This window comes from Undibacterium sp. 5I2, from assembly GCF_035019605.1.
In the GTDB taxonomy this organism is placed as follows: Bacteria; Pseudomonadota; Gammaproteobacteria; order Burkholderiales; family Burkholderiaceae_D; genus Undibacterium.
The window spans coordinates 24,464-50,058 of sequence record NZ_JASJVS010000021.1 but is presented as its reverse complement, the minus strand read 5'-3'; the positions used below and the strand labels follow the sequence as shown (position 1 = coordinate 50,058).

Genomic DNA, 25,595 nt, shown 5'->3' with positions numbered 1-25,595 from the left:
GTCTCTTCCTAGGGTTGAAATGGCGTTTCGAGTAAGCCTCTTACGCCTGGTTTTGTGATGAATACGGCACCGTCTAATGCGCGCTCATATCCTGGTACTGCTTGTGCTGGTGTGATGGAGGTGATGAACAGATGTTCCATACTTGGCCCACCGAAGGCGCACATCGATGGTTTGCTGACCGGTACAGTCAGCGAACGATCGTATGTGCCATCCGGCAGAAAACGATGCACCATGCCGGCATCGTTCGCGCAAATCCAGTAGCCGCCGTCGGCATCGACAGCCGCACCATCGGGGCGACCCGGGTGCTGCTGCATATCGATCAACGTGCGCTGCTGCGACAAGCTGCCGTCGGCAGCCAGCGCAAACGTCCAGACTTGCTGCACGTCGGGGTGGGAATCGGACAGGTACAGGGTCGCGCCATCGGGACTCAATCCCAGGCCATTGCCGGTGATTAAACCGCTCACCAGTGGGGCAGACAAACCGCGTTGGTCATAGCAATACAGCGCGCCATCGCGGGCCGCCAAACTCATGTCGCGTACCATGCTGCTGACCCAGAAGCGCCCAGCGCGGTCGCAGCGACCATCATTGAAGCGCATGCCGGTACGGGCAAATGAGATGTCTTGCAGCAGATCAACGCGGCAAGCACCGTCTGCTTGTGGGTGTAAGTGAAAGATCCCGGTTTCCATCGCGGCCAGCAGGCCACCGTCTGCATGCAGAGCGATGCAGGCGAGCCGCTCGGGCATGGGCCAAGCTTGTCCCTCAGAACTGGTCCAATCGTAGCGATGCAAGCGCTGCGCTTCGATGTCGACCCAGTACAGCACCTGTTCGGCGGCACACCAGAGTGGACTCTCGCCGACTTGGTTGCGGGTGGGGCTTAATACACGCATGCTCAGCCTAGGCGAATGGACCGGCAGTGACAAAGCCACCACCTTGAAATTGTGTGACCGGATCGTTGAGATCGGGTGCCGTGGTAGTGGCCAAGATGGCATCGCGGAAAATATCCGAGCTGTCTTGTGGCGTATAGCCAACATGGCGCGCCTTGGCATTGTCCCACCAGGTCACGGCATTGTCCGACATGCCGAAAATAATGGTGTGACCCAATACCGGTGTGGAGAGGCAGGCGCTGATGAGGCGATGTAAATCGGCGAAGCTGAGCCAACTGGCCAGCATGCGCCGATCGCGCGGCACGGGGAACGAAGAGCCGATACGGATGCAGGCGGTTTCTATGCCGTAGCGATCAAAATAAAAGCGTGACAAGTCTTCGCCGAAGGCTTTGCTGACACCGTACATGCTATCCGGGCGCGGCGCTTGCTCGGCCGTGATGGTTTCACTTTGACGATAAAAGCCGGTGACGTGGTTGGAACTGGCGAAGAGTATGCGTTTGACACCATGCTTGCGAGCCGCTTCGTACAGATTGTAGACCCCGAGTATGTTGGCTTGCAAGATAGGTTCGAATGGTCCTTCGACTGATACGCCACCGAAGTGAATGATGGCATCGACACCGGCAACTGCCGCGTCCACCGCGGCCGCGTCGGCCAAGTCGGCGAGCACAATTTCTTCACCTTCAGCGGCGGGGCCGAATGATTGGCGGTCCGACAAGCGCAAGACGCTGCAGTTGGCTTTAAGCGTTTCGCGCAGGGCCAGGCCCAAGCCGCCAGCGGCACCGGTTAACAAAATTCTGTGATGTGTCCTGACTGTCATGATTTGCTCGATTAATGTTTTGTTTTATGGCAATTGTTAACTTATCCCTCAGTACCACAGCGATGCGTATTCCTTATCGCAGTTGTATGATGTCTCGTTCTTGATGGAAAAGCTGTCTGCTATTTTACTGATTCATGTTGTGCGATGTCTGATGTGTTTCGTAGTATGAATATTGAATTGTACCAAGTCAAGAGTTTTAAAGGCCGATGAAAAGAAAATGCTGCACTGTTGGCCACGGCGTTCACGCACGCGTCGCGACAGCGGCTATGTACAGAGAGAATTGGTGAGTAATTGCTGAATTTAAAGGGTATCAAAGCGCGGCTGCGGTCTGGGTAAAGCAGTCAGGGGCAGAGCATTGCCAAATGGCGGGTGGACCTGGGTGTTGTAGGATAGCCGCGCCAGTGTTGCGAATTATTTGAAGACTGATTATACTCATTTCTGTTGTACGACAACGTATAACTGTCACGCTCTCTGATACGCAAAGAACTTGCCTCAAAGACGCGGTGCGCGGAAGTCCGCTGATGCGCAGTGAGCACAATGATGGGCGGATTCTTTCTTCGCACCAATATAAAAACGATATTTTATGAGACCAATATGAAAAAAACCCTCCTTGCCAGCGCCTTGTTTGCCGGATTGTGCAGCCTGAGCCACGCGCAATCGAACGTCACGATTTACGGCAACATTGATCAGTATCTCGGCTATATCAGCAGCAGCAGCGGCACACATGTAGTCGGCTTGAATGACGGTGCCTTGTCGCGCAGCCGTTTGGGCTTTCGCGGCACGGAAGACTTGGGTGCCGGTTATCAAGCGAAATTTACGCTGGAACAGGGCTTGAATGCCAATACCGGTGCTTCCGCAGATAGCAACCATTTGTTTGATCGTCAAGCATGGGTCGGTATCAATACGCCTTACGGTGAATTCCGTCTTGGTCGCCAGAATACTGAAATTCAACAAATCGGTTCGGCCATCGATTACACCGAACGCACGACCATGGGCTCGGTCATCAATTCTTTCGGTGTGCCTTCGCGTTATGAAAACGATATTTCGTATAAAAGCCCACGGCTAGCCGGGTTTCAAGGCGCCGTACATTACGCCTTGTCCGAACAAGCGGGTGGCGGCGTTTCTCAAAGTGCTGTGATGCAGCTTGGCCTCGATTACACCGATGGCCCGGTGCGTGCCGGTTACGCCGGTTTATCTGCCAAACCGGCACCGACCGGGGCAGTGCGCGAAAACATCGTCTACCACAATATCTATGCCGATTATGATTACGGCCTGGGTAAAGTGTATCTGACTTACGCACGCACCAATAACGTGACAGCCAACGCCAGTGGTCTCGATGCCGCGGCCATCCTGAGCAATACCGCTAATCCGAATAATTTGTTTCCCGGAACGGATAAAAATGCTCTGCGCTTTTACAATATCTACCAAGCTTCGGTCGATTATCGTATCAATGCACAATGGCGTGTCGGTACCTTGTATGGCGTAATTAAAGATACATCCGGCGGCAATGCCGGTGCCAAAGGCGGCAACGTCGGTGCCTTTTACGATATGTCGAAACGCACGACTATCTATGGTTTCGCCAACTACATGAAGAACGAAGCCAATGGTGGTTTCCGCTTCAGCGGCTCGGCCGGTCCGACGGCTAACTTGGCCGGTGCCGATATCAACGGTCAAAGCCTGACTGGTTTGCAAATCGGCTTGTTGCATCGCTTTTGAGTGACATTCGATAGAAATTAAAAAACGGGCCACGCGCCCGTTTTTTTGCGAATTTTTTTTCTCTCAGATTGCAGTAGCTTGCGTTGGGGCAGAAAGCCATAGCCGTTTTCTGCAAGCTTTTGCCCGGTCGACTGTCGATAATGCAGTGATTCGCTTGATCGGATTGCTCAGCATGGCGAACGGCATGCCGCGATGCCTGCGCCTTGCCAGGGAAGCGCAGCACTGGCCGGTTTGCCTCGTCGGTCGTGCCGCCTGAGCAAGTTTACGGAGTGCACCCATGCGCCATGTAGAAATTCATCACAACAGCGGGATGTCAGCCACGATGCGTGCAGCAACGCGTCTGTTATGCGGACTCTTACAGGGCATCGCGCTGTCTTTACTCTATCGTGCGGCGGAACGGTATGTTTGGCCCGCCACCGAAGCGACGCTGTTCGCGCCGTTGGTATTAATGGCACTCTATCTACCACCTATGTTCAATGCCAGCTTGGGGTACGTGAGCGTGAGGCGATTGGCGCTCTGGATGAGTGGGCTGATTGTGCTCTTGTTGGCACTGGCGCTATACGATATCTGGCGTGGTGGGGCTTATCATGGCAACGGCTTCTTCGTTCTCACGCATAGTGCGGCCCGCTTTCCTGCTCCAGGATTGGTATTTTTTTTATTTTTCGGCTTATTCCTTGCGCATGTTTTGCTACTTTCCAGCAGTCTTGACGGCCGCCGTATCGCCAGCTATGCGACGTACTTTGAGGTGGCTTGGAAGTTGTTGATACAACTGATGTTTTCGGTATTTTTTGTGCTTGTTTTGTGGCTGGTGCTGGGTGTCGGTAGCGCGCTGTTTATGTTGCTTAAACTCAGTTTTTTTGAGCAAGCTCTGGAGCAGGCTTGGTGTGCGATTCCTATCACGGTGTTCGCATTCTCTTGTGCCATGCATCTGACCGATAGCCGACCGGCGATCATTCGTGCTATCCGCAGCTTGTTATTGGTCTTGCTGGCGTGGATATTGCCGGCAGCGACGCTGATTGTGGCCAGCTTTTTGCTGAGTTTGCCATGGACTGGTTTGGAGGTCTTGTGGGCCACCCGCCATGCGACAGCATTGCTGATTTTCAGCGCCATCGTATTGATTGTCCTAATCAATGCGGTCTTTCAGAACGCTGCAGTGGCCGGCGAAGTCGCCGCGCCGATACGCTTGAGCGCGCGTCTGGCCGCCTTGCTGCTGTTACCGATGCTGATCTTGGCGCTCGATGCGGTCTGCTTGCGCGTGCAGCAATATGGCTGGTCGCAAGACCGCATCGCCGCCGCCGCTTGTCTGATACTGCTGAGCTGTTATGCCTGCGGCTATGGGTGGGCGGCCTGCCAGCGGCGCAACTGGCTGACGGCGATCGCCCGAGTGAATGTGCTGAGCGCTTTCTTGTTTCTGGCAATACTGCTGGCACTGTTTTCGCCATTGGCTGACCCGGCCAGACTGGCGGTCTACGATCAAATGCGCCGCTTTGCCAAGGGTGAGGTGTCGGTAGAGCAGTTTGACTTCGATTATCTCCGTGATGAAGGTGCGCGTTATGGCCGGGATGCACTCGAAGAATTGACGCGCTGGTCGATCGGGCCGGATGCGGTTTTGGTGCGCCAACGCGCCGCCTTAGCCTTGCAGAAACAGCCTCGTCAAGCCGTGCCCATACAAAAAATGCCAGCAAGCGAGCTGGCTGAAAATGTGCACGTTTGGCCGCAAGGCGTTGCCTTGCCGGCCTCATTTTTGCAGCAAGACTGGACTGCCATGCCGAGCAGTTGGCGCTTACCTCGGTGTTTGCTGTTTACCGCGCACTGCGATGCCTATCTGATCGATTTCAATCGCGATGGCAAGCCCGAGGTATTGCTGATCGCGCGTGAGCGCGCCGATGCCTCCGTGCTATTGCAAGAGACGGTAGAGGGACATTGGCAAAAACTCGGTCAGTTGCTGCCGACTTGGATGGCTTGTCCGGCGTTGCATCAGAAATTGCAAGCAGGAGAGTTTTCCATGTTGCTGCCAGCGCTCAGCGACTTGGAAATATCCGGTCAACGGATCAGCATCGAGCGCACACCGCAGCCGCAGTCGACCAATTGTGCAGCCTTGTCAAAATAATCCTTGTATCGTTTTCTCATTGATCACAGCCAATTCCACTGCGATGTAGTCCGCGCATCTCTGCGCGCGGAGTAAAATAACAACTTAATGGATCGTCGCAAGCGACGATGGAAAAGACTCTGGAAGGGGTTGGCATCCTCTCCCGTCGCGTCGCTCCTTCGTCGCGCACCGGCCAAAAGAGGCTGTCGCAAAAGCCTGATGGACGTTTTTTACACCTGAAACACCGCATACCTCGTCATTCCTGCATGCCACAGCCTCGTCATTCCCGCATGCTTTTGGCGGGAACCCAGCGTCGTTTTTTACACTGAAAATGCCACAATTTCTGGCATTTTCAGTTAAGCACGAACGCCGCTGGGTTCCTGCCAAAAGCGCGCAGGAATGACGTGGCCACCAGTTGGGGTAATGATACCGACTCACTACCCTTTTGCGACAGCCTCTGAAGGCCGGGGTTTCAAACCCTAGTCAGATTTTTGATGGAGCTCTTATGTATACCGAACGCTTGCTGCTACGCCGTTTCACCCTCGATGATGCCGCCGCGTATTTGCCCTTGGTAGCGGATCCGGCCATCCTGCGCTACACGGGCGAAGCAGCGCTCACGTCGGTCGATGCGGCGCGGGAAATTTTGCAGACCCGCCCTTTGCGTGATTATCAAGTTCATGGCTTCGGTCGCATGGCTTGCATCGAGCGGGCCTCGGGACGCTTGATAGGATTTTGCGGACTCAAATATCTCGATGAGATACAGGAAGTCGATATCGGCTATCGCTTTTTGCCCGCTTGCTGGGGAAAGGGCTATGCCAGCGAAAGCGCCGCTGCCTTGCTGGCGCAAGCTTTTGAGCTGTACCAATTGCCGCGTGTAATCGGTTTGGTACAGCCGGACAATCTGGCTTCGGCCCAAGTACTCAAAAAACTCGGTTTGCAATATGAAACAAGCATCGATCACGTCGATGGCACACCAACATACGATGTCTATGCGCTGGAGCGCGCTCAATCCGCTTGACCGGGCCAATGCTGCTTGATAATCGCTGCCAAGCGATCAAAAGCCGGGATGATTTCTTCGCTGGGAACACAGGCATAGCCGAGCAAGAGCCCGGGCTTGGCGGTGGCGGCATGCATGTAATAGCGCGACAGGGGCCGTGCCACGAGGCCGATGGCGCGCGCCGCTTGGCTGATGGCCATATCGTCACACTGGGCTGGTAATTGTACGGCCAGATGCAGGCCGGCTTCGCCGCCCAGAGTAGGTAATTGGTCGCCGAAATGACTGGCGATCGCTTGCTGTAATAAATCCAAACGTTCGGCATACAGCACACGCATGCGCCGTATATGCGCGGTGAAATAGCCTTCTTGCATGAACTCGGCCAGTATTGCCTGAGTAAACATTTGCCCGCCACGATATAGTTCCGAGTGCGCCGTCGCCAAGCCGGCGGCGATGTGGGTCGGTGCCACCAGAAAGCCGACCCGTAAGCCGGGAAACAAGGTTTTCGTAAATGTTCCCATATAGAGCACGCGCTGATTGCTATCCATGCCTTGCAGGCTGGCCAGCGGCCGACTGCCATAGCGAAATTCACTGTCGTAATCATCTTCGATGATCCAACTCTGGGCGCTGGCAGCATATTCGAGCAGCAGGCGGCGGCGCGACAGGCTCATGACGGTGCCGAGCGGATATTGATGCGAAGGCGTGACGACGATGAAGCGTGGTGCTTGCCATAAATCTTCCGGGCGCGGACACAGGCCTTCGGCATCGACCGGAATGGCCACCGGCTGTATGCCTTGTGATTGCAAGACACTGCGTGTGCCCCAGTAACAGGGATCTTCGAGCCAAGCACGGTCACCGTATTCGCCCAGCATGCGCGTGATGAGGTCGATCGATTGGTGGATGCCGGTGGTGATCAGTATCTGTTCGGGCGTGCAGTTGACCGAGCGGACTACGCGCAGATAATCGGCGATGGCCACGCGCAGCGGTAAATAACCACCGGCTTGACCATAGGTCAGCAATTGAGCCCGTGAGCGACGCCATACCTTGTTTTGCAAACGACTCCAGATTTTATTCGGAAAGCGCGTCACATCGGGCACCCCGGGCATGAAAGCACCCCATTGTAAATCGCTGACGCCGGCATGCGAGAGCAAGGATTGCCCACGTTCCGATAAGCCAGGCCGGTTGCCACGCTGTTTGGTTTCCGCACTGTGTTCGTGCTGGTGATGGACGCCGAGATTATTTGGTTGTGTATCTGCAACAAAACTACCGGCCCCATGACGGGTTTCCAGATAGCCTTCGGCGATCAATTGCTCGTATGCATAGGTGACGGTATTGCGCGACATATGCAGTTCTTGCGAGAGGTCGCGCGAAGACGGTAATTGCAATCCTGCCGGTAGCATGCCCGACAAAATCGCGCTGCGTATCACTTGATATATCTGGCGGTTGACTGGGCCGCCGTTTTCTCGGTCTATGCGCTGCAGCAAAAAATCAGGTAAAGAGGCGATACGCAAAGTGGCTCCATCAAATAATCAATAGTGGATGTATAAGATAGCACCAAAGCGCCCTTAATATGAGTCATCCATTTGTAACAATTGATGAGGATCAAACTGATGTCCAGCCCGAACAAAACCAATCGTGATTTGCAACAAAGAAAAGATGCCGCCACGCCGCGAGGCGTCGGTGTGATGTGTCAATTTTATGCCGCCCATGCGCAGAATGCTGAAATCTGGGATGTTGAAGGTCGTCGCTATATCGATTTCGCTGCCGGCATTGCGGTCTTGAATACCGGTCATCGTCACCCGCGTCTGGTCGCCGCCATGGAGGAACAACTCGGCAAATTCACGCATACCTGTTACCAGATCGTGCCCTACGAAAGCTATGTCACGCTGGCTGAACAGATCAATCAGATCACGCCGGGCACGCATGCCAAGAAAACGGCGTTTTTTTCCACTGGTGCCGAAGCGGTGGAAAACGCCATCAAGATTGCCCGTGCCGCGACCGGTCGTAGTGCGGTGATCGCTTTTTCCGGTGCCTTTCACGGCCGCACCATGATGGGCATGGCGCTGACCGGTAAAGTGGCCCCCTACAAACTCGGTTTCGGCCCGTTACCGGCAGAAGTGTTCCATGTGCCATTTCCGGTGGCCTTGCACGGCGTCGACAGTGACGCGGCGATCGCGGCGATTCACTCTTTGTTCAAGGTCGATGTCGATCCGAAACGGGTAGCGGCAATCCTCATCGAGCCGGTCCAGGGTGAGGGTGGTTTCTATGCCGCGCCGCCGGAGCTCATGCGTGCGTTGCGAGCCTTATGTGATGAACACGGCATGCTGCTTATTGCCGATGAAGTACAGACTGGTTTTGCTCGTACCGGCAAAATGTTCGCCATGGAGCATTACGACGTGCTGCCCGATTTGATGACCATGGCCAAAAGCCTGGCCGGTGGTATGCCGTTGGCGGCTGTCTGCGGTCGTAGCGAACTCATGGATGCGCCGGCACCCGGTGGTCTCGGTGGTACCTATGCCGGTAATCCTTTGGCGATCGCTTCAGCTTTAGCGGTGTTGGAAGTGATACGCGAAGAAGCTTTATGCGAACGTGCGCAAGTACTTGGCGATCGTTTGCAAGCGCATTTGCAAGCCTTGCGTGTGGCCGTGCCGCAGATTGCCGAAGTGCGCGGACTTGGTGGTATGGTAGCGGTAGAATTTCACGACCCGAAAACGGCGAAGCCTGATGCCGAGTTCACTAAAAAATTCCAGATGCGTGCCCTCGAAGCCGGTTTGCTGTTGCTGAGCTGCGGCACTTATGGCAATGTGATTCGCTTCCTGTTCCCATTGACCATCAGTGATGCACTCATGGAGGAAGCCTTGGCCATCTTGAGCGCGACCCTGACGGCAGCTTGAGCGCATCACTGAGACAGGAATCATAATGAATACGACAAAACACGCGCTGGTTTCATTTCGTGGCATACAAAAAACTTACGATGGCGAGAATCTGGTCGTCAAACAGCTCGATCTCGATATCGAGCAGGGTGAGTTCTTGACCTTGCTCGGGCCTTCGGGTTCGGGCAAGACCACTTGTTTGATGATGCTGGCCGGTTTCGAGTTCGCCACCGCCGGCGAGATTTATCTCGATGGCCAGTTACTCAATAAAGTCCCTCCGCATAAGCGCAATATCGGCATGGTGTTTCAGAATTACGCCTTGTTTCCGCATATGACAGTGGGGCAGAACGTGGCGTATCCCTTGCAGGTGCGCGGCATGGACAGTGTCACCCGCAGCGCCAAGGTGAAAACCGCGCTCGATATGGTACAGATGGGGAAATTCATCGATCGCTATCCGGCCCAATTGTCCGGCGGCCAGCAGCAGCGCATCGCGCTCGCACGTGCGCTGGTGTTCGATCCGAAATTAGTGTTGATGGATGAACCGCTCGGTGCGCTCGACAAGCAATTGCGTGAGCATATGCAGTTGGAATTGAAGGCCTTGCATCAACGCTTGGGTTTGACCTTTGTGTATGTCACGCATGATCAAAGCGAGGCACTGACCATGTCGGATCGCGTGGCGGTATTTGACCAAGGCATCGTGCAGCAATTGGCGGTGGTCGATCGTTTGTATGAATATCCGGAAAATCAGTTTGTCGCCGGTTTTATCGGTGACAACAACCGTCTGCGCGCCAGCGTGCGCACGGTGCAAGGCGACTTGCTTGAATTGCTGCTGCCCGATGGGTCCACTTTGTGGGGCAGTAATGCCAACGCAGCGGTGCCAGGACAGGCCGTGGTGGCTTGCATCCGTCCGGAACGGATACGTTTGATCAGCACACTGGGTAGTTTTGCGAATGTACTCAAGGCTACGGTCAAAGATTTGATTTACTTCGGTGACCATGTACGCGTGCGTTGCGCGATTTCTCAACAAGAAGACTTTTTCATCAAACTGACCCTCAGCGATCCGGCCTTGTCGGGTCTGTCTGAAGGTCGGCCGGTATGGTTGGAGTTGGACCCCGAACGTTTGCGCGTTTTTTTATAAAACGTGCACGCTCAAACATAATAATAATCAGCTGTTTTTTTCGCTCTGTCGTTTACTTACCTTAGGAGTCACCATGCACCATGTAATCAAACCTGCCTTGCTGTCGCTGGCCTTATCATCTTGTTTTGCGCACGCGGCTGAGATCACCGTCGTCAATTTCGGCGGCGCGAATGGCAATGCCCAAAAAGCGGCGTATGTCGAACCGTTTCAAAAAGCCAGCGGAAATAAAATCGTCACTGTTGAATACAACGGTGAGATGGCAAAAATCAAAGCCATGGTGGAAGCGCGTAAGGTAAATTGGGATGTGGTTGAAGTGGAGTCCGGTGACATCGGCCGCGCCTGCGAAGAAGGTTTGTTGGAAAAAATCGATATCGCCCGCTTCGGCAAAGCCAGCGATTTTTTACCGGAAGCCTTGCATGAGTGTGGTATCGGCGCCTTCGTCTGGTCGACCGTCTTGGCGTATAACGCCGATAAATTCAAAACCGCACCGCAGGGTTGGGCCGATTTTTGGGATACCAAAAAATTTCCCGGCAAGCGCGGCATGCGCAAGGGCGCTCGCTACAATCTCGAATTCGCTTTGATGGCCGATGGCGTGCCGACCAAGGATGTATATAAGGTCTTGGCGACCAAGGCTGGGGTTGATCGCGCTTTCAAAAAGCTCGACGCACTTAAAGCCAACATTCAATGGTGGGAAGCCGGCGCCCAGCCGCCGCAATTTTTAGTCGCCGGCGATGTGGTGATGAGTACGGCCTTCAATGGTCGCATCGATTCGGCACAGCGGGAAGGAAAAAATCTCAAGATCACTTGGTCCGGCAGTATTTTTGATCTGGATTATTGGACCATCCCTAAAGGTTCAGCCAATAAAGAAACCGCGGAAAAATTCATCGCCTTTGCCTTGTCGGCCGATGCACAGAAAAACTATGCGCAAAAAATTGCCTATGGTCCGGTAAATCTGCAAGCGACCAAAATGCTCGACGCGAAAACTTTGGCCGATCTGCCGACTTCGCCGGCCAATTCCAAGGATTCAATTCAGCAAAATCTGAAATTCTGGACCGATCACGGTGAAGATTTGGAACAACGCTTTGCCGCTTGGGCTGCGCGCTGAGTGTCTTTGCGCATTTGGTAACTACGGATGCCGCTTGTTGTGAGCGGCATCTTTTGATTTTTTTAGGCAAATTGAAATGACCATCGCATTGTCTGTCAAGCAGATCTCCGCGCCGCCGTTGCCGCTGCCATCCGAGCGGGCCAAGCTCAAGCGTGAATTACGCGCTGCGCAACTGAAAAAGAAACTGATGGCGCTGACGCTGATAGCGCCGCTGGCAGTATTTTTATTGATTATTTTTATCGTACCGATCGCAGTTTTGTTGGTGCGCGGAGTGGAAAATCCTGAGGTCGCCGGCAGCTTGCCGACTACCTTGCAAACCCTGGCCGACTGGGATAGACAGTCGCTGCCGACAGCACCGAGTTTTGCCGCGCTGGTGGCTGATCTGAGCGTGGTCAAAGCGAGCGGTAACGGCGGCACACTGGCGCGTCGTATCAATTCAGAAATTCCCGGCGCCCGTTCGATAGTCATGAGTACGCTGCGCGCCTTACCCTTGCATGATGAGCAGGGCGCGCCACTGGCGGGCGAGCAAATCAAACCGGCCCTGATTGCCTTGCATGAAGAATGGGGGCAACTCGACTATTGGCAAGTGATCGCCAAGAACAGTCATTTTTATTCACCGTATTACGTGCTGGCCTCCTTGGATATGAAGCAGGATGGCCAAGGCCATATCGTGCCGGTCGAGCAGGAACAAGCCGTATATCTGAAGATTTTTTCACGTACCTTTTTCATCAGTCTGGTGGTCAGTTTGTGTTGTCTGGCGCTGGCTTTTCCGCTGGCCTATTGCTTGTCTTTGATGAACGAACGGCGTGCCAATCTGTTGATGATCTTGGTGCTCATTCCATTCTGGACTTCAATCTTGGTACGGGTCGCGGCCTGGATCGTGTTGCTGCAGTCTGAGGGCTTGGTCAACAAGACCTTAATGGCCGCCGGCTTGATACAGTCGCCGTTTGAATTACTGTTCAACCGCTTCGGTGTGATTGTATCGATGACGCATATTCTGCTGCCGTTCATGATACTGCCACTCTACAGCGTGATGAAAGCGATTCCGGTCACCTATATGCGTGCCGCTATTTCGCTCGGCAGTCATCCGTTCGCCGCCTTCTGGCGCGTGTATGTGCCGCAGACTATACCGGGTGTGGCGGCCGGCAGCCTGTTGGTATTCATACTCGCGCTCGGCTACTACATCACCCCGGCTTTACTGGGTGGCCCGAACGAGCAAATGGTCAGTTACTACGTCGCGTATTTTACGAATGTGACAATTAATTGGGGCATGGCGTGCGCGCTCGGCAGTTTATTGCTGGCGGCAACGCTGGTGTTATATGCGGTGTATCAGCGCTTCACTCAAACGGCAGCCAGCCAGTAATCAAAAGGTATTGCGATGAAATTGACTCTTCCCTTATTTCCCCCGTATGTGTCGGTGCTCGAACGCGTGTGGTTTTTTATGTTACGCTCTACCAATGCTCTGACCTTACTGTTTTTGGTATTGCCCATCTTAGTCATCATTCCGCTGTCGTTTTCCGATAGCAGTTTTCTGTCATATCCGATACCCGGTTATTCGTTGCGCTGGTATCAGAATCTGTTTGCCTCAGAAGAATGGATGCGGGCTTTGAAAAACAGTTTCATCGTCGCGCCGGCCGCCACCGTGATTGCTACCGTGCTCGGTACTCTCGCTGCAGTCGGTTTGAACAAGGCCGATTTCGGCGGCAAGGCACTGTTGATGGCCGTGCTGATTTCGCCGATGGTGGTGCCGGTGGTGGTGGTCGGGGTCGGGATGTACCTGTTCTTTGCCAAGATTGGTTTAGCCGATAGCTACATTGGCTTGATATTGGCCCATGCCGCGCTCGGTGCACCATTCGTGGTGACCACGGTGTCGGCCACGCTGCAGGGCTTCAACCAGAATCTGGTACGGGCCAGTCTGAGTCTCGGTGCCGGACCGTTGCAGACGTTTTTCCGCATCACCTTACCGGTGATCGCGCCAGGCTTGATCGCCGGTGCCTTGTTCGCCTTCGCCACTTCTTTCGATGAAGTGGTGATCACCTTATTCATCGCCGGTCCTGCGCAAACCACTTTACCGCGGCAAATGTTTACCGGTATTCGCGAAAATATCAGCCCGACCATCGCCGCCTTGGCCACCATACTGATCCTGTTTTCCACTGCTTTACTGTTGGCGCTTGAATGGCTGCGCGGACGCAGCAAAGCCGCTGCCAAATTTTAAATTGGAGTTGACCATGTTACCTTTGAACGATCCTAGCTTATTCCGCCAACAAGCCTATCTCGATGGCGTCTGGTGCGATGCCGACGATGGCAGCACCATCGCCGTCACCAATCCGGCCACCGGTGCCTTGCTCGGCCACGTGCCACACATGGGAACGGCCGAAACGGCACGCGCCATCGCTGCCGCCGCCCGTGCCTGGCGCGCGTGGCGGGAAAAAACCGCCAAAGAACGCAGCGCGATTCTGCGCCGTTGGAACGATCTGATGCTGGCTAACAGCGAGGATCTGGCGCTGATCATGACGGCCGAGCAGGGCAAGCCGCTGGCCGAATCGCGTGGCGAAATCACGTATGCCGCCAGTTTCATAGAATGGTTTGCCGAAGAAGCCAAGCGCGTCTGTGGCGACACCTTGGCTTCGCCGTGGAGCGATCGCCGCTTGATCGTGCAGAAAGAACCGATCGGCGTCTGCGCGGCGATCACGCCGTGGAATTTTCCGGCAGCGATGATCACTCGCAAAGTGGGCCCGGCGCTGGCGGCCGGCTGTCCGATTGTAGTCAAACCGGCCGAAGCAACGCCGTTCTCGGCCTTGGCCTTGGCCGAGCTCGGCCAGCGTGCCGGTTTGCCGGCTGGGGTCTTGAGTGTGATTACCGGTGCCGCGGCCGAAATCGGTGCCGAAATGTGCCGCAATCCGGTGGTGCGCAAGCTTAGCTTTACCGGTTCCACCGCGGTCGGGCAATTGTTGATGCAGCAATGCGCGCCGACCATCAAGAAACTCTCGCTCGAACTCGGTGGTAATGCCCCGTTCATCGTCTTCGAGGATGCTGATCTCGATGCCGCGGTTGAGGGGGCGCTGGCCTCGAAGTATCGCAATGCCGGGCAAACTTGTGTGTGTGCGAATCGCTTCTATGTGCATAGCACCGTGTACGAGGCTTTTGCCGAAAAACTGGCGGCAGCGGTGGCGCAGTTGGTGCCAGGTGATGGCATGCAGGCCGGTGTCAATCAGGGCCCGCTGATCGACCAAAAAGCGGTCGCCAAGATCGAAGCCCATATTGCTGACGCTATTGCCCACGGCGGACGCGTGCTCACTGGCGGCGCGCGCCATGCCTTGGGCTTGAGCTTCTTCGAACCTACCGTGATCGTCGATGCCAGTGCCAGTTGCCGCGTGGCGCGTGAAGAGAGTTTCGGGCCACTGGCGGTGTTGTTCCGCTTCAGCAGTGATGAGGAAGTGGTGGCCTTGGCCAATGACAGCGAATTCGGTTTAGCCAGCTACTTTTATGCGCGCGATATCGGCCGTATCTGGCGCGTCGCCGAGGCGCTGGAAAGCGGCATGGTTGGCGTCAATACCGGCATCATTTCGAATGAAGTGGCACCGTTCGGCGGCGTCAAGCAATCGGGCTTGGGACGCGAAGGCTCGCACTACGGTATGGATGATTACTTGGTCATCAAATACATTTGTCTGGGTGGTTTGTAAAGCGTAGTTCAACACAGTGGCATGCGCTCGGCTTGCCTGCTGCTCACCGCGCTGGGATAGTGATGTCCCACGCGGTGGCGAATTGTAAAGTGGCCCCCTAAGTCCAGACAATTATTCAAAGAGTTTAAGATAGTGTCCTATGATCACCATGAAAATTTTTCACGTATTTTCGTTTAATTTCAATCTTAATCGGAAATAACGCAAGAGCATGGTTTGCTCATTTCTCAACAATGTGGCAGTTGATTAATACGCTCAAGTAATTTCATCACCAAATGGCTATCATCCTCTGGAACAACACCACCAATACTTGTAAGTGCTGTTTTCAGTTCTTCTACAGGCAACATGACCGATACTTGATGAACCTTATTCGTCAATCCTCCGCGCAATAGCAGTTTTTCAAGTTGTTGTAATGTAAATCGTGCTTCACGGCGCTCGTACATGGAAGAATTCAACGCTGCAATTCCAGCAGGAATCAGCGCATCACCACCAAAATCTTTAATTTGTGATGGTTTTACACCTGAAACAGAATCGCTTGAACTCAATTTTGGCCGGTAATCTTCCCTAGGGGGCTTAGACTCCTCTATGAACTGACTTATTTGTCTGGCAAATTCGGGATCAATTGCTGCATGAGACGAAGGATGTTCACTACTTATATCGACCATCGGCATAGAAGAATTAACTCTTAACTTCGCAGCACGGATATCACCTGAAGTTAAAGCACGGTTCTCACTCTGCGCGAGATTTTTTAATTCTTCACGCTGCGCATCTGGCAGAGGCCGATATTGCTCTAACAACGATGCAAAAGGAATAATGCCGGTTTTTACCACATCTGCCCATTTCGGATCGAGCATCGCCAAAATGCGAGAAACGTACTGGCTGCCACTTCCAGAACTCTTTTTATGAACCAATTGTCCAATATCTTTTTTGCGCAGATCAGGGTAATCTTCTAATAATTCCTGAATGTACACAGCAGTTTCAATATCACTCAAATCACTGCGTTGTAAATTTTCCGCCAACTGTGCCAAGCGCAATTTAGAAGCTGTCAAATCTTGCCGAATAATGGCAGGTATCTGTTCAGAATTAAGAACCCCCTGTTCACGATTCAAACGAAACGCACGCCAGCGTCGTTCACCAGCAATGATGGTGTAGCGCTCAGTGTCTTTCCGCACCACGATAGGCTGAATAAGCGAATTAACGGCGATATCATCTGCCAAATCTTGCAATGCCAATAAAACATCGCCGTCAATTTGGCCGTCAACCGGACGAAAAGACGAACGAGGTTGCCTTGGATCAGGGTCAATATCGTCCAAGTCAAGTAGAGCACCTATGCCTGATTCGATCGATGTATCCATATTGTTCAACATATCCAAGGTATTTGTCGCAGGCGCTTTTTTAGTTGATAGTCCACTACGTTTCATATATCAATCTCCATTTCATGATGGACAGAACACATAAAGCGGTATTTCAACATTGTGTTTCCCGTGTTCTGCCTGTCGAATATGATTAAACTGGCAAATAGCTTTTGAAGCACATAAGCAACTACTATCTTCTAAGTAGGTTCGGCACAGTTATCGCTCCGAATTTTTTATACCAGTTCACGAAAACACTTTGTGTTCCATCATCCGCTGCAGCGTCGTAGTGTATTAGTTATATTAAAAATACTATTAAACACGGTATGAACAGCATTTAAATATCAGATCAGCTTGTTTGGCGCGCGGTCATTTTAGCCGGAGGGTAAATATACTGAACCCACCAAAAAATCGCGGTATAACAAAAAGCCGCATTCGATATACTGCAAGAGTCAGCAGTGAGGGCCAGTGCAAGCGCTAATTCTTGGGGCAACTGGATGTTCACTTGCTCCCATCCGGTTTTACCAGTAGCACCGCCAGCGAAGCTCATCGATGTTTTTGGCTTTCTCCAATGTAAGCCGTGTTCCCACGGACGTTCATCCAAAAAGCGTCTCATCATGCTTTCAAACATAACGGTCAACGAAGGGTAGAGAAAAGGGGTAATCCCCTTTAAGTAGGTATAAATTTGTGTCGGGCAGCGGGTAGGAACTGCTTTTAATGCTTCTAAACGTGTTTTAGGACGTCCAATACGTTGGCCATGTAACGACTTCGTGACAAGTTCTTGTGACATACTTATCGCATTGGTTTCAGAAGTAAGCAATGCTTGATCCTTGACAAGAGACGATTCCCACGAATTATCCTTTGGTAAGGAAGGCTTGTTTGCGGTCATATTTAGCCTTGAGTCAATACTCTATGAAAGTGCCGCAATCATATTATGAAGTTATGCCTTCGTGCAACTTCGATCATTTCTGACTAGGTTCCCGCCAAAAGCATGCGGGAAACACCGCATACCTCGTCATTCCCGCATGCTTTTGGCGGGAACCCAGCGTCGTTTTTTACACTGACAATGCCACAATTTCTGGCATTTTCAGTTAACCACGAACGCCGCTGGGTTCCTGCCAAAAGCGCGCAGGAATGACGTGGCCACCAGTTAGGGTAATGATACCGACTCACTACCCTTTTGCGACAGCCTCTGAAGGCCGGGGTTTCAAACCCTGGTTAGATTTTTGATGAAAATATCATTGACTCTTTTATCCCGTCAAAACAGCGGTCTGGTCCGTCGCCTATGCGCGTGACTTCCTTGTAAAGACTTCCGGAGATACGATGGAAAAGCCAATTGACGACCCGAGCAAACCCATCGCCATCGGCGGTGCGCTCATCTTCCTCGATGGCGACACCCGTAACCCCGACGTTTCGTGCGTGTTTGCCGACTCGGTAGTCGTGCTCAACGACACCTTACGGATTCACAACGGGTGGATGGATATGATTGATTTTCTGGGGATGTTGTGGCTGATGAATCGCCAAGCCGACAGTGTAAATTTGCTTAAGGAAGCGCTGGCCGCAATCGCTGATAGGCTGGCAAGTGTTCAAACGATAGGCGAATAAAGCATGTGTTCGGTCGATTGAGCATGGCGCAAATGGAAGAGGTAGCGACTAGCCAAGCGAGCGGCTACCGCCGCAGTGCCATGTGCTCCTTGCGTCGCATCACCTATTTCAACGAATTCCATGCCGATGATGCGAAACTCACGAAACAATCGCTCAAAACACGCCAGCAGCGGGTAAAAGCTTAGCCCGCCTAGCACTGGTGTTGCGGTCTCGGGACAGTCGGCGAGCGCGAGTGCATCAACGTCAAACGTGACGAACCAAGGCAGAGATGGGTCCATGCCGTCGAGAAGCCGTTGGTAACCCTTAGTCTCGGCTTCAAAAGCCGACAACACTTGTAGTTTCGGATCCCGCAAGCAAGCGACTCGTTCGATCGGTTGATGGAAAAAATCTCGCACACCGACCTGCCACAGTGCTTGCACATGTGGCATTTGACGTACCCAGTGCATCACATTGGCGTGATTGAGTTGTTCGTCGCAGGGCGCACCGACTGCGTAGAGATCCGGGTGCGCGTCGAACTGCAGCACGCCTAAGCGTGGATAGCGCTGGGCAAGTGCACCGATGCTATAGTAAGCCAGCGCATGATCGCCACCCAAGATCAATGGCCTTGCTCCACGGTCAACGATCATCCGACAGATATGCGCGGCACGTTCACCAATTTCACTTCCGCGATCCTGAAGCGGCTGATGGATAACGTCACCGACATCAAACAGGCGCAGTGCAGCCGTGTCGAGCTGACAAGCGAAGTCGAGATCTAACAGTATCCCGCGCCGTTCCGATGTCCCGAGCGGTGACTCAATCGACTGGGCCAAGTGCGCGCGTACCCGGCGACCGCCACCGGCCACCGAAACACTACCTTCGGTCGTGGTCGCAATTGGCACGTGTAATACGACCAGATCGTCGTCGATGAGCGTATCGAGGTCGTGCACTGCCAGTGCACATCCGGCGGGGCGGGCGGCGGGCGTACACAGGCCGCCACCGAGCAGGTCGACTAGTTTGTCGGGCAGCAGAAACAAGTACTTCACCAGCATATCGAAAACACTGAGGCCCAAGCAGTGAATCAGCACGTCACTGGTTTGAGGTTGTGCTGCGGCAATGCCATCCAACAGTGTCGCAATACGATCAGCCGCGCGTAGACGCTTACCACCAAAAGGAAGGCTGATCTCAATACGCCCGTTGCCAATCGATTCCCAGCGCAGTCGTGGGTGAACCCGGTAGTTGATACTGTCTAGCGTCATGTTCGCCCCTTTTCTAACCAAGGCAGTAACGACGTTAGCCCTTGCGCATGCGCAGCCTGTGCAAGCTGTTGGTGTATGTCGGGCGTCGCGAAGTTGCGTGTAAGACCCAACGTTATGCCTTCATTGCTGACTTCGTGCCACCAACCGGCCGGTATCAAAAGTAGCCCACCTGGATTTAACTCTACGTAACGCCATAGCCCTTTACTGCAACGCTCACGCAACACAGCAAGCGCTGCGGCGCGATGTCTGTCGTAGTCGGCCAGGAGCAGCCCCGGAGGATGCAGCGCGATACGTTTGCGACCATGAATCACTGCCAACCAAGCATGGGTATCGAGCACATCGTAGTGCAAGCTGGTGCCCGACCCATCCGGTCCGATGAAAATCCACAATAGTGGCTTGAACAGGCGTTGTGGCACACGTTGCAGTACATCGGGCTGCGCTTCGGATGGCTCGCTGAAGTCTGACAGCATTTCCGGATGGCGCTCGAAGAAACGCCAACCGGGCGCATAGAGCGATGCCAAAGGTTTCTCATTGTCATGCAAGGCCCGCAGATAATCGGATACCTTGGTTTTACCTGCCGGCTCGCCCTGTGCGTTGCTCAACTCCAGCACTTCATCAGCTAAGTTGGCGATGAATTCCCAAGTCCAATGGCGATGCGCTCGCCAGTGGTTTGTCGCAGACGTATGCAACACGGGTTCAGATGGAAACAAGGTTTCAGGCATAAATTAACTTTGAAACAAGCTGCTCGATTGATGACGATCATCCGAATCGTCCTCGTGATGCTGTAGTCGCTGGAACAAGCTACTCGTGGCAAGCAACTCCTGAGGCGTACCGGTCTCAACGATACGACCTTGATCCATCACCACGATCAAGTCGAAGCGTTTGAGCGTGGCCACGCGGTGCGTAACGACAATAACAGTGTTACCAGACATCTCGTCGACCAAGTGGTCTAAGATACATGCTTCGGCGATCGTATCCACAGATGACGTCGCCTCGTCGAACACCACCAACGGTGCATGTTTGAGTAATGCACGCGCAATGCTCAGGCGTTGTCGCTCGCCGGTCGATAATGAGGCGCCGCGTTCGCCTACCTCGGTATCTAGGCCCTGCGGCAATCCTAGTACCAGTTGCCGTGCCTGTGCCGCCGACAGCGCATGCTCAATTGCCCCAGGCACTTGTTCTGCTGCGCTGTAGGCAACATTTTCGCGCACGCTGCGATTAAACATCAGTGCATTCTGCAGCGCCTCGCTGGAGGCTCTGGCCAACTGCTCTGCCGAACAGTTTGCCAGTGGTGCACCATGTAATTCAACGCGACCAGAATCCGGTAGCAGATCACCGCGCAGGACTGCCAGCAGGCTTGACTTGCCTGATCCGGACGGCCCGACAATGCCAACCTTGCTGCCTGGTTCAATCTGTAAGCTCACGTTGCGTAATGCCGCAAGCTTGTTGTAGGAAACTGTCACGTTCTCCAGTAACACCCCGCCAGGCTTGGGCAGCGGCTGGCTGTCTTGGCCTAAATCAATGTCGATTGCCGCCAGCTCACGCAATCCCGAACGCAGCACACCCAAGGCATCAAAAAGGTCTACAAAATGGAACGCGACGGATTCGAAATGCCAGCTTAGCGCAATGATCAGTGAGCAGATCGTAATCAACTGTGGCAGGAGGAGGTGACCGGTGCCGTACTGTTGTACGGCATAGAGCGTAACAGCCAAACCGAACAGCCACTTGAACGCTGCTTCGATCAGCAGAACGAACACCCAGTAGCTGCGTACGCGTCGACAGGCGTACAGGTCAGCCTGTAAGGTCGTGCCGAAACGGCGGCGCTCCATCGCCTGCGCGGTAAAGCTGCGAATCAGCGGAATGTTGGTAACAAGCTCGGCGAGCTCAGCGATAACTTGCGCGTGTGCATCACTGGCATCTTCGACAATATTCATCCCGGTATAGGCCAAATAGCTCGACAGCAGTAAGGCCATCAGCATCCATGTTCCGGCTAGCAACGCCATCGGTGTCGATACACCTGCCATAACCAGACTGGCTAAGACAGCTACGGAGAAAAGTTTGACCAGCGTATCTGTGGCCGTACAAACCACGCTTGGCAAATTGCTCGAAGTAAGCTCAATGCGCTCGACAAGATTACCTACGGAATTATCAGCCACTTGCCGTGGGTGTGCATGCATCAGACGAGCACTCAGGTGGTCGGTTACGACAATCCGCAGATTCTGGCTCGCATAGAGGCGCGCCAAGCTGTGCAGCGCTTGTAGTAATGGTCCGGCAAGCCAAAGTGACATTAAGGTCAGTAGCAAGAACGTGACTTGTTCACGTCGACCGATCAGTGCCTGTTCGGTAAGTTGCCCGAGTAGGAATGATTGGCCGACATGGCAAGCTGTTGCCACGAGCGTCGCGACCACCATCGCTGCTGTGCTGCAAGGTGCGCCAGCACGAATGGCGGCCCACAGATAGTGACCGACGTGCTCGCCACGCTCGGCCAACGCGATCGTCTTTGGCACTGCGATGTCCAATTTGGCAAGGCGCGCCACACTGTGCTGCCACACCCATTGTACTGCCGCGCGCAGGCGCGGTTCAGCGCGGCGCAATCTGCACCCCACCCAATGCAGCAATTTGGCATACCAGCTCGACTAGCGCTTCTGCTTGCACCTTATCCGATAGTTGCTGCTCCAATGTTTCGAATGGTACCAGTTCACCGCTGGCCAACGCAGCGCAGAGATGAGAGAAGACGCTATTCGGCCGCCCCCAAATCACACGACCTCGTACGAACAATGCTTGGCGACTGGCGACCTCAGCTGTAAGCAATGGGCACGATGCGTGTATGCGCAGCACACAACGCCGCAGTGATACCAAGTCCGATGCGGCCTTCGGCATAGCGCCCAATTGTGGCGGAGTGATGACGTAGCCGTTGCTCTGGACGGCCAGACGACGCAAGCGGGCCCATTGTTCAAGCGTAATCGGCGCTTGTGCTATGGCCCTCAATGTGCGCTCGTCGGGTACCAGTAAACGTAATGCCTCGGAACACTCGAGACGCATGTCATCCGGAAATATCGTCAAACCCATCGTGCACGAAAATTCGCGCGTTTCGAGAATGTGAAAATCACCCATGGGAATGAACAGCAGATCGCCGGGCTGTAACTCATAGCGCTGCGCGTAGGGAAGTAAGGCTTCATAGTCCGTTGTTGCCAATGTGCCGCCGGTCAATTCAATGTAACGCGCGCGTGGCCAAACGTAAGCGACCTTCGGTGCCGGCCCCAGATGCCACAACAGCGACTGGTCGGTATCATCGTGTACGCCGAAAGGTGTGAAGCCATAGTTGCCAACGAACATGTAAAAATCTGTGCCGCAGACCGGGGCAACGTCCAGCGCAGCGAACAAGGGATCCAGCATTTGCACCTGCATGTGCTGCGCGAAGGACTCACACCACGCCGACAAGCCATTGAACGTCACGCAGTAGTGCGGCGATCCACTCGCCATGGCGAGTCGCTGCTGCAATGCAAGGTCCGGATTGTTAGCCAAGTCGACCAAAACATCAGTAATGGTGTAACGCTGACCACCATCGACCCAAGCGCGTGTGCGCGGCAGTTTCTCCGGGGTGAAGCGGGTAAACATGGCGCCAATAGTCTCGCGCACCTGGTCGTACCCTGGCATCACTGAGGGCAGGTGGGTTGGTAAACTTAAGTGCTGAGACGTGGAAACGAGTCGACGCGCCCAAGTTGCGTCGATGTTCATGCTGTCCGTTTCGAGTGAATGGGAAGCAGACGTGTCAGGCAGCCGACTGCACTCCTTTACTTCCGCTGCCAAACGAAGCCCGCCTAAGCGAGCCAGTTGGCGTACCACCGCAGAGAGCGCGTCAACAGATACAACGCCGTCGAGCTCGCGGTGCAGTTGTACGATGGAAAACGCCGTGTAGGGCAACGCCGCTACCAAGCGCCGCGTCATTTCATTACGTGCCAAGCGCACGCGGTGACCGCGGACGAACAGCAGCAGATCGTCATCCTCTTCCAGTTGACTCAAAGGGAAATCAGGGTCGCGTTCCCACAAGTGCTGCGGTGACATACAGGGCTCAGTGCAGCGCAGGAAGGAATAGCGTAAATGCCGACGACTGCTGGTCTGAGCAGTATATTCGTTGCTGGCACGTCGCAACCATGCGGCCAAGGACTCACCATCAGTTTGAGTACGCACAATCACCTGATCCAACGGCCCCCTCATGCGTTCTTCGTCGATTGCGCGTTGCATGACTTGCTTGGCTATTGATGCGTCTGGGTACTTCGAAATCGCACATGCCACGCCGATAGAGAACCCTTCGGTGCGGCCGATATGGTAATAGTGCGGCGGCAGCAGGAAGACGTCGCCCGGTTCAATCGTGAAGGTACGTCCGTGCGGAATGAGCTTCTGTGGCTCAAAACAGTTCTTCCTGATGCCGTTAAGACGGTGGAATTCTTCGATGCCGAACAGCGTCATCTCCTTGGTCGTTGGCCCGGCATGAAAATGCACTACCGAAGTATAAGGGTCATCAATGTGGATGCCGAACGGGGTATAGCCATAATTGCCGATGAATAGGGTGACCTCAATCGTGCTGCGCGCCACACCTTGCATTTCTACAACAGGCGCGAAAACGCGTGCCGCCAAGCGCGCAAGTGTGTCGGACCATTGCTCTGCTCCATTTACTACAATGCCGAACTTACGCCCGTTTGTCGCGCGGCTAACAAAAGCCTCAAAGCTTTCGCCAAGCAATGGCTGCGCATACAAGACCTCATTCTCGTACTGGGGGCTCAACATACCATCGATATACACGCGAAAAAGCCCGCTGATTGCTCGCTCAGCATCGGCCGAAATACCTTCAAACAAGTCGAAAAACACATGTTCCTCAAGCAACGTGGGGTCGAAGCACTGCTTGAGGAGCAACGGCTCCATCCGTCGTGGTGACTTAATCGGGTCATATTCGAGCTCGGCCACGGTTTGTTCATGCGCGCCTATGTGCTCATATAAACAGGCTAAGTTTTTGATAGAATCAAGAGATAATAATTCGCGTTCAACAGCAATTTTTGGCATGCCAGAGCACTCCTAGGTGACGGCTGATCGAGAAATTAACGGGAGAAAGAAAGGGAAAAGAAGCATCCCTTTCCTTATTTTGCCTTAGTGCAAATTAAATCGTCGTGGAATTAGCCGTTGTCAATAATGATGCAATGTATCTTTCTCAACAATAGCGACATAACGCCTATGGGATGTTATCTGCATCCCCCACCGCATTACTAAGCGCGGATATGCCGGACTGGGCGCGCCAACGCGATCTGCGGTGTGTCTTGCACTACCTCTAGACCCAAGTCTTCGACCGAAGCGGCTTGTTGGGCGATGATTTCGGTATCGACCATGGTAGTTTGATTTTCTTGCATGATTTTTCTCCAATCAAAATAAAGGGGTTAAAAATTACTGTGAGCAATCAATTTGCTCGATTCCAGTCTAATGGAAGAAATTTAATAATGCAATTATTAAATTACATATACTTACTACCTACACTTACTTGACCTGATGGATGCTCAACTCAAACCTCGGATGCTTTATCGCACCGGCACAGGCGTTGAACACTTGTCCTCGTATTTCCCTTCTTAGCCCGGCATTGTTGCTAAGGAAGCGCAGATTTAATCCAAGCGGTTTGTCCGTCGCCACTGAGGCGCACTGCTGCGTTGCCTTTCACTGTCAATAGCTCGCTATTGACAGCAAAAGGCGCCTTGCATTGCATCCTCATTGGCAACGGACAATTCCACAGCGATTAAATCTGCGCTTCCCTAAGCAATATAGAGTCGCTAGCTGTCTGGAGAGGGGGGGCGCGATCAGAACAGTGCGTTGGTGGTACGCATCGATGTGCACATGTCTGGGGCGGGCGTAGCGGCGAGACAAAAACTGCTGGCGCGGCAGGTGCCAAGTCAAAGTCTGTGACCCGTGAAACCCCTGCTATAACGACGCAAGGGGTTTAGCTGTGGGAGGGTTCATTTTCTGACGTTGGAATTTATCAGATGTGCGGGTCAAACCTCTGCGTTCAGAGGCTATCGCAAAAAGGGTTTTCAGTCGGTATCATTACCCCAACTGGCAGACTCATC

The 25,595-nt window shown here is 53.7% G+C and carries 20 protein-coding genes; 10 read left to right on the top strand and 10 right to left on the bottom strand.

Going from position 1 to position 25,595, the window contains the following annotated elements; translation table 11 throughout:
- Positions 1-8: 8 nt before the first annotated feature.
- Entirely contained in the window at positions 9-887 is an 879-nt protein-coding gene (locus QN359_RS09555) for an SMP-30/gluconolactonase/LRE family protein (RefSeq protein ID WP_322247658.1), read from the bottom strand.
- Positions 888-894: 7 nt separating this feature from the next.
- Complete coding sequence (locus QN359_RS09550) at positions 895-1,701, bottom strand: NAD(P)-dependent oxidoreductase (RefSeq protein ID WP_322247659.1); 807 nt, start codon at positions 1,699-1,701, stop codon at positions 895-897.
- 594 nt (positions 1,702-2,295) lie between these two features.
- Here QN359_RS09550 and QN359_RS09545 point away from each other — a divergent pair.
- From QN359_RS09545 to QN359_RS09535, 3 genes are all read left to right on the top strand, one after another.
- On the top strand, positions 2,296-3,417 hold the full coding sequence (locus QN359_RS09545; RefSeq protein WP_322247660.1) for a porin: 1,122 nt from the start codon (positions 2,296-2,298) through the stop codon (positions 3,415-3,417).
- A 277-nt stretch (positions 3,418-3,694) separates the two neighbouring features.
- Positions 3,695-5,527 (top strand): DUF4153 domain-containing protein, encoded by a 1,833-nt coding sequence (locus QN359_RS09540; RefSeq protein WP_322247661.1) that lies wholly within the window; start codon positions 3,695-3,697, stop codon positions 5,525-5,527.
- A gap of 484 nt (positions 5,528-6,011) precedes the next feature.
- Entirely contained in the window at positions 6,012-6,524 is a 513-nt protein-coding gene (locus QN359_RS09535) for a GNAT family N-acetyltransferase (RefSeq protein WP_322247662.1), read from the top strand.
- Here the strand turns inward: QN359_RS09535 and QN359_RS09530 are convergent.
- Positions 6,512-8,011, bottom strand: coding sequence for a PLP-dependent aminotransferase family protein (locus QN359_RS09530; protein ID WP_322247663.1), 1,500 nt, complete (start codon positions 8,009-8,011; stop codon positions 6,512-6,514). The two genes, QN359_RS09535 and QN359_RS09530, sit on opposite strands and share 13 nt — an antisense overlap.
- A 99-nt stretch (positions 8,012-8,110) precedes the next feature.
- On the opposite strand from QN359_RS09530, the gene gabT reads away from it, so the two are divergent.
- From gabT to QN359_RS09500, 6 genes are all read left to right on the top strand, one after another.
- Complete coding sequence (gene gabT / locus QN359_RS09525) at positions 8,111-9,394, top strand: 4-aminobutyrate--2-oxoglutarate transaminase (protein WP_322247664.1); 1,284 nt, start codon at positions 8,111-8,113, stop codon at positions 9,392-9,394.
- A 25-nt stretch (positions 9,395-9,419) separates the two neighbouring features.
- Positions 9,420-10,511 (top strand): ABC transporter ATP-binding protein, encoded by a 1,092-nt coding sequence (locus QN359_RS09520; RefSeq protein ID WP_322247665.1) that lies wholly within the window; start codon positions 9,420-9,422, stop codon positions 10,509-10,511.
- A 73-nt stretch (positions 10,512-10,584) separates the two neighbouring features.
- Positions 10,585-11,616: an ABC transporter substrate-binding protein gene (locus QN359_RS09515; protein WP_322247666.1), complete on the top strand. Its 1,032-nt coding sequence runs from the start codon at positions 10,585-10,587 to the stop codon at positions 11,614-11,616.
- 76 nt (positions 11,617-11,692) lie between these two features.
- Complete coding sequence (locus QN359_RS09510; RefSeq protein ID WP_322247667.1) at positions 11,693-12,979, top strand: ABC transporter permease; 1,287 nt, start codon at positions 11,693-11,695, stop codon at positions 12,977-12,979.
- 15 nt (positions 12,980-12,994) lie between these two features.
- Positions 12,995-13,831, top strand: a complete 837-nt coding sequence (locus QN359_RS09505) for an ABC transporter permease (protein ID WP_322247668.1) — start codon at positions 12,995-12,997, stop codon at positions 13,829-13,831.
- 13 nt (positions 13,832-13,844) lie between these two features.
- Positions 13,845-15,299: an NAD-dependent succinate-semialdehyde dehydrogenase gene (locus QN359_RS09500; RefSeq protein ID WP_322247669.1), complete on the top strand. Its 1,455-nt coding sequence runs from the start codon at positions 13,845-13,847 to the stop codon at positions 15,297-15,299.
- A gap of 224 nt (positions 15,300-15,523) precedes the next feature.
- On the opposite strand, the gene QN359_RS09495 is transcribed toward QN359_RS09500, so the two are convergent.
- The gene (locus tag QN359_RS09495) at positions 15,524-16,717 is read right to left on the bottom strand and encodes a ParB/RepB/Spo0J family partition protein (RefSeq protein WP_322247670.1); all 1,194 of its coding nucleotides are present in this window, start codon (positions 16,715-16,717) and stop codon (positions 15,524-15,526) included.
- Positions 16,718-16,997: 280 nt separating this feature from the next.
- Positions 16,998-17,537: a hypothetical protein gene (locus QN359_RS09490; RefSeq protein WP_322247671.1), complete on the bottom strand. Its 540-nt coding sequence runs from the start codon at positions 17,535-17,537 to the stop codon at positions 16,998-17,000.
- Between the two features lie 434 nt (positions 17,538-17,971).
- Here QN359_RS09490 and QN359_RS09485 point away from each other — a divergent pair, with 434 nt between their 5' ends.
- A complete protein-coding gene (locus tag QN359_RS09485; RefSeq protein WP_322247672.1) occupies positions 17,972-18,253 on the top strand; it encodes a hypothetical protein in 282 nt (93 codons plus the stop codon).
- Here the strand turns inward: QN359_RS09485 and QN359_RS09480 are convergent.
- The 5 genes from QN359_RS09480 to QN359_RS09460 all read right to left on the bottom strand — a co-directional run bounded on the left by QN359_RS09480 (position 18,235) and on the right by QN359_RS09460 (position 24,890).
- Positions 18,235-19,488: an arginase family protein gene (locus tag QN359_RS09480; protein ID WP_322247673.1), complete on the bottom strand. Its 1,254-nt coding sequence runs from the start codon at positions 19,486-19,488 to the stop codon at positions 18,235-18,237. The two genes, QN359_RS09485 and QN359_RS09480, sit on opposite strands and share 19 nt — an antisense overlap.
- Positions 19,485-20,210: a cupin-like domain-containing protein gene (locus QN359_RS09475; RefSeq protein WP_323493340.1), complete on the bottom strand. Its 726-nt coding sequence runs from the start codon at positions 20,208-20,210 to the stop codon at positions 19,485-19,487. The genes QN359_RS09480 and QN359_RS09475 overlap by 4 nt, the downstream gene beginning before the upstream one ends.
- 3 nt (positions 20,211-20,213) lie before the next feature.
- Complete coding sequence (locus tag QN359_RS09470; RefSeq protein WP_322247675.1) at positions 20,214-22,082, bottom strand: ABC transporter ATP-binding protein; 1,869 nt, start codon at positions 22,080-22,082, stop codon at positions 20,214-20,216.
- On the bottom strand, positions 22,069-24,549 hold the full coding sequence (locus QN359_RS09465) for a hypothetical protein (protein WP_322247676.1): 2,481 nt from the start codon (positions 24,547-24,549) through the stop codon (positions 22,069-22,071). The genes QN359_RS09470 and QN359_RS09465 overlap by 14 nt, the downstream gene beginning before the upstream one ends.
- 200 nt (positions 24,550-24,749) lie before the next feature.
- Complete coding sequence (locus QN359_RS09460; protein WP_322247677.1) at positions 24,750-24,890, bottom strand: hypothetical protein; 141 nt, start codon at positions 24,888-24,890, stop codon at positions 24,750-24,752.
- Between the last annotated feature and the right edge of the window lie 705 nt (positions 24,891-25,595).

Coding starts and splice junctions, on each gene's coding strand:
- QN359_RS09555 (WP_322247658.1), bottom strand. CDS start 887: ATGCGTGTATTAAGCCCCACCCGCAACCAAGTCGGCGAGAGTCCACTC.
- QN359_RS09550 (WP_322247659.1), bottom strand. CDS start 1,701: ATGACAGTCAGGACACATCACAGAATTTTGTTAACCGGTGCCGCTGGC.
- QN359_RS09545 (WP_322247660.1), top strand. CDS start 2,296: ATGAAAAAAACCCTCCTTGCCAGCGCCTTGTTTGCCGGATTGTGCAGC.
- QN359_RS09540 (WP_322247661.1), top strand. CDS start 3,695: ATGCGCCATGTAGAAATTCATCACAACAGCGGGATGTCAGCCACGATG.
- QN359_RS09535 (WP_322247662.1), top strand. CDS start 6,012: ATGTATACCGAACGCTTGCTGCTACGCCGTTTCACCCTCGATGATGCC.
- gabT (WP_322247664.1), top strand. CDS start 8,111: ATGTCCAGCCCGAACAAAACCAATCGTGATTTGCAACAAAGAAAAGAT.
- QN359_RS09520 (WP_322247665.1), top strand. CDS start 9,420: ATGAATACGACAAAACACGCGCTGGTTTCATTTCGTGGCATACAAAAA.
- QN359_RS09515 (WP_322247666.1), top strand. CDS start 10,585: ATGCACCATGTAATCAAACCTGCCTTGCTGTCGCTGGCCTTATCATCT.
- QN359_RS09510 (WP_322247667.1), top strand. CDS start 11,693: ATGACCATCGCATTGTCTGTCAAGCAGATCTCCGCGCCGCCGTTGCCG.
- QN359_RS09505 (WP_322247668.1), top strand. CDS start 12,995: ATGAAATTGACTCTTCCCTTATTTCCCCCGTATGTGTCGGTGCTCGAA.
- QN359_RS09500 (WP_322247669.1), top strand. CDS start 13,845: ATGTTACCTTTGAACGATCCTAGCTTATTCCGCCAACAAGCCTATCTC.
- QN359_RS09495 (WP_322247670.1), bottom strand. CDS start 16,717: ATGAAACGTAGTGGACTATCAACTAAAAAAGCGCCTGCGACAAATACC.
- QN359_RS09490 (WP_322247671.1), bottom strand. CDS start 17,537: ATGACCGCAAACAAGCCTTCCTTACCAAAGGATAATTCGTGGGAATCG.
- QN359_RS09485 (WP_322247672.1), top strand. CDS start 17,972: ATGGAAAAGCCAATTGACGACCCGAGCAAACCCATCGCCATCGGCGGT.
- QN359_RS09480 (WP_322247673.1), bottom strand. CDS start 19,488: ATGACGCTAGACAGTATCAACTACCGGGTTCACCCACGACTGCGCTGG.
- QN359_RS09475 (WP_323493340.1), bottom strand. CDS start 20,210: ATGCCTGAAACCTTGTTTCCATCTGAACCCGTGTTGCATACGTCTGCG.
- QN359_RS09465 (WP_322247676.1), bottom strand. CDS start 24,549: ATGCCAAAAATTGCTGTTGAACGCGAATTATTATCTCTTGATTCTATC.
- QN359_RS09460 (WP_322247677.1), bottom strand. CDS start 24,890: ATGCAAGAAAATCAAACTACCATGGTCGATACCGAAATCATCGCCCAA.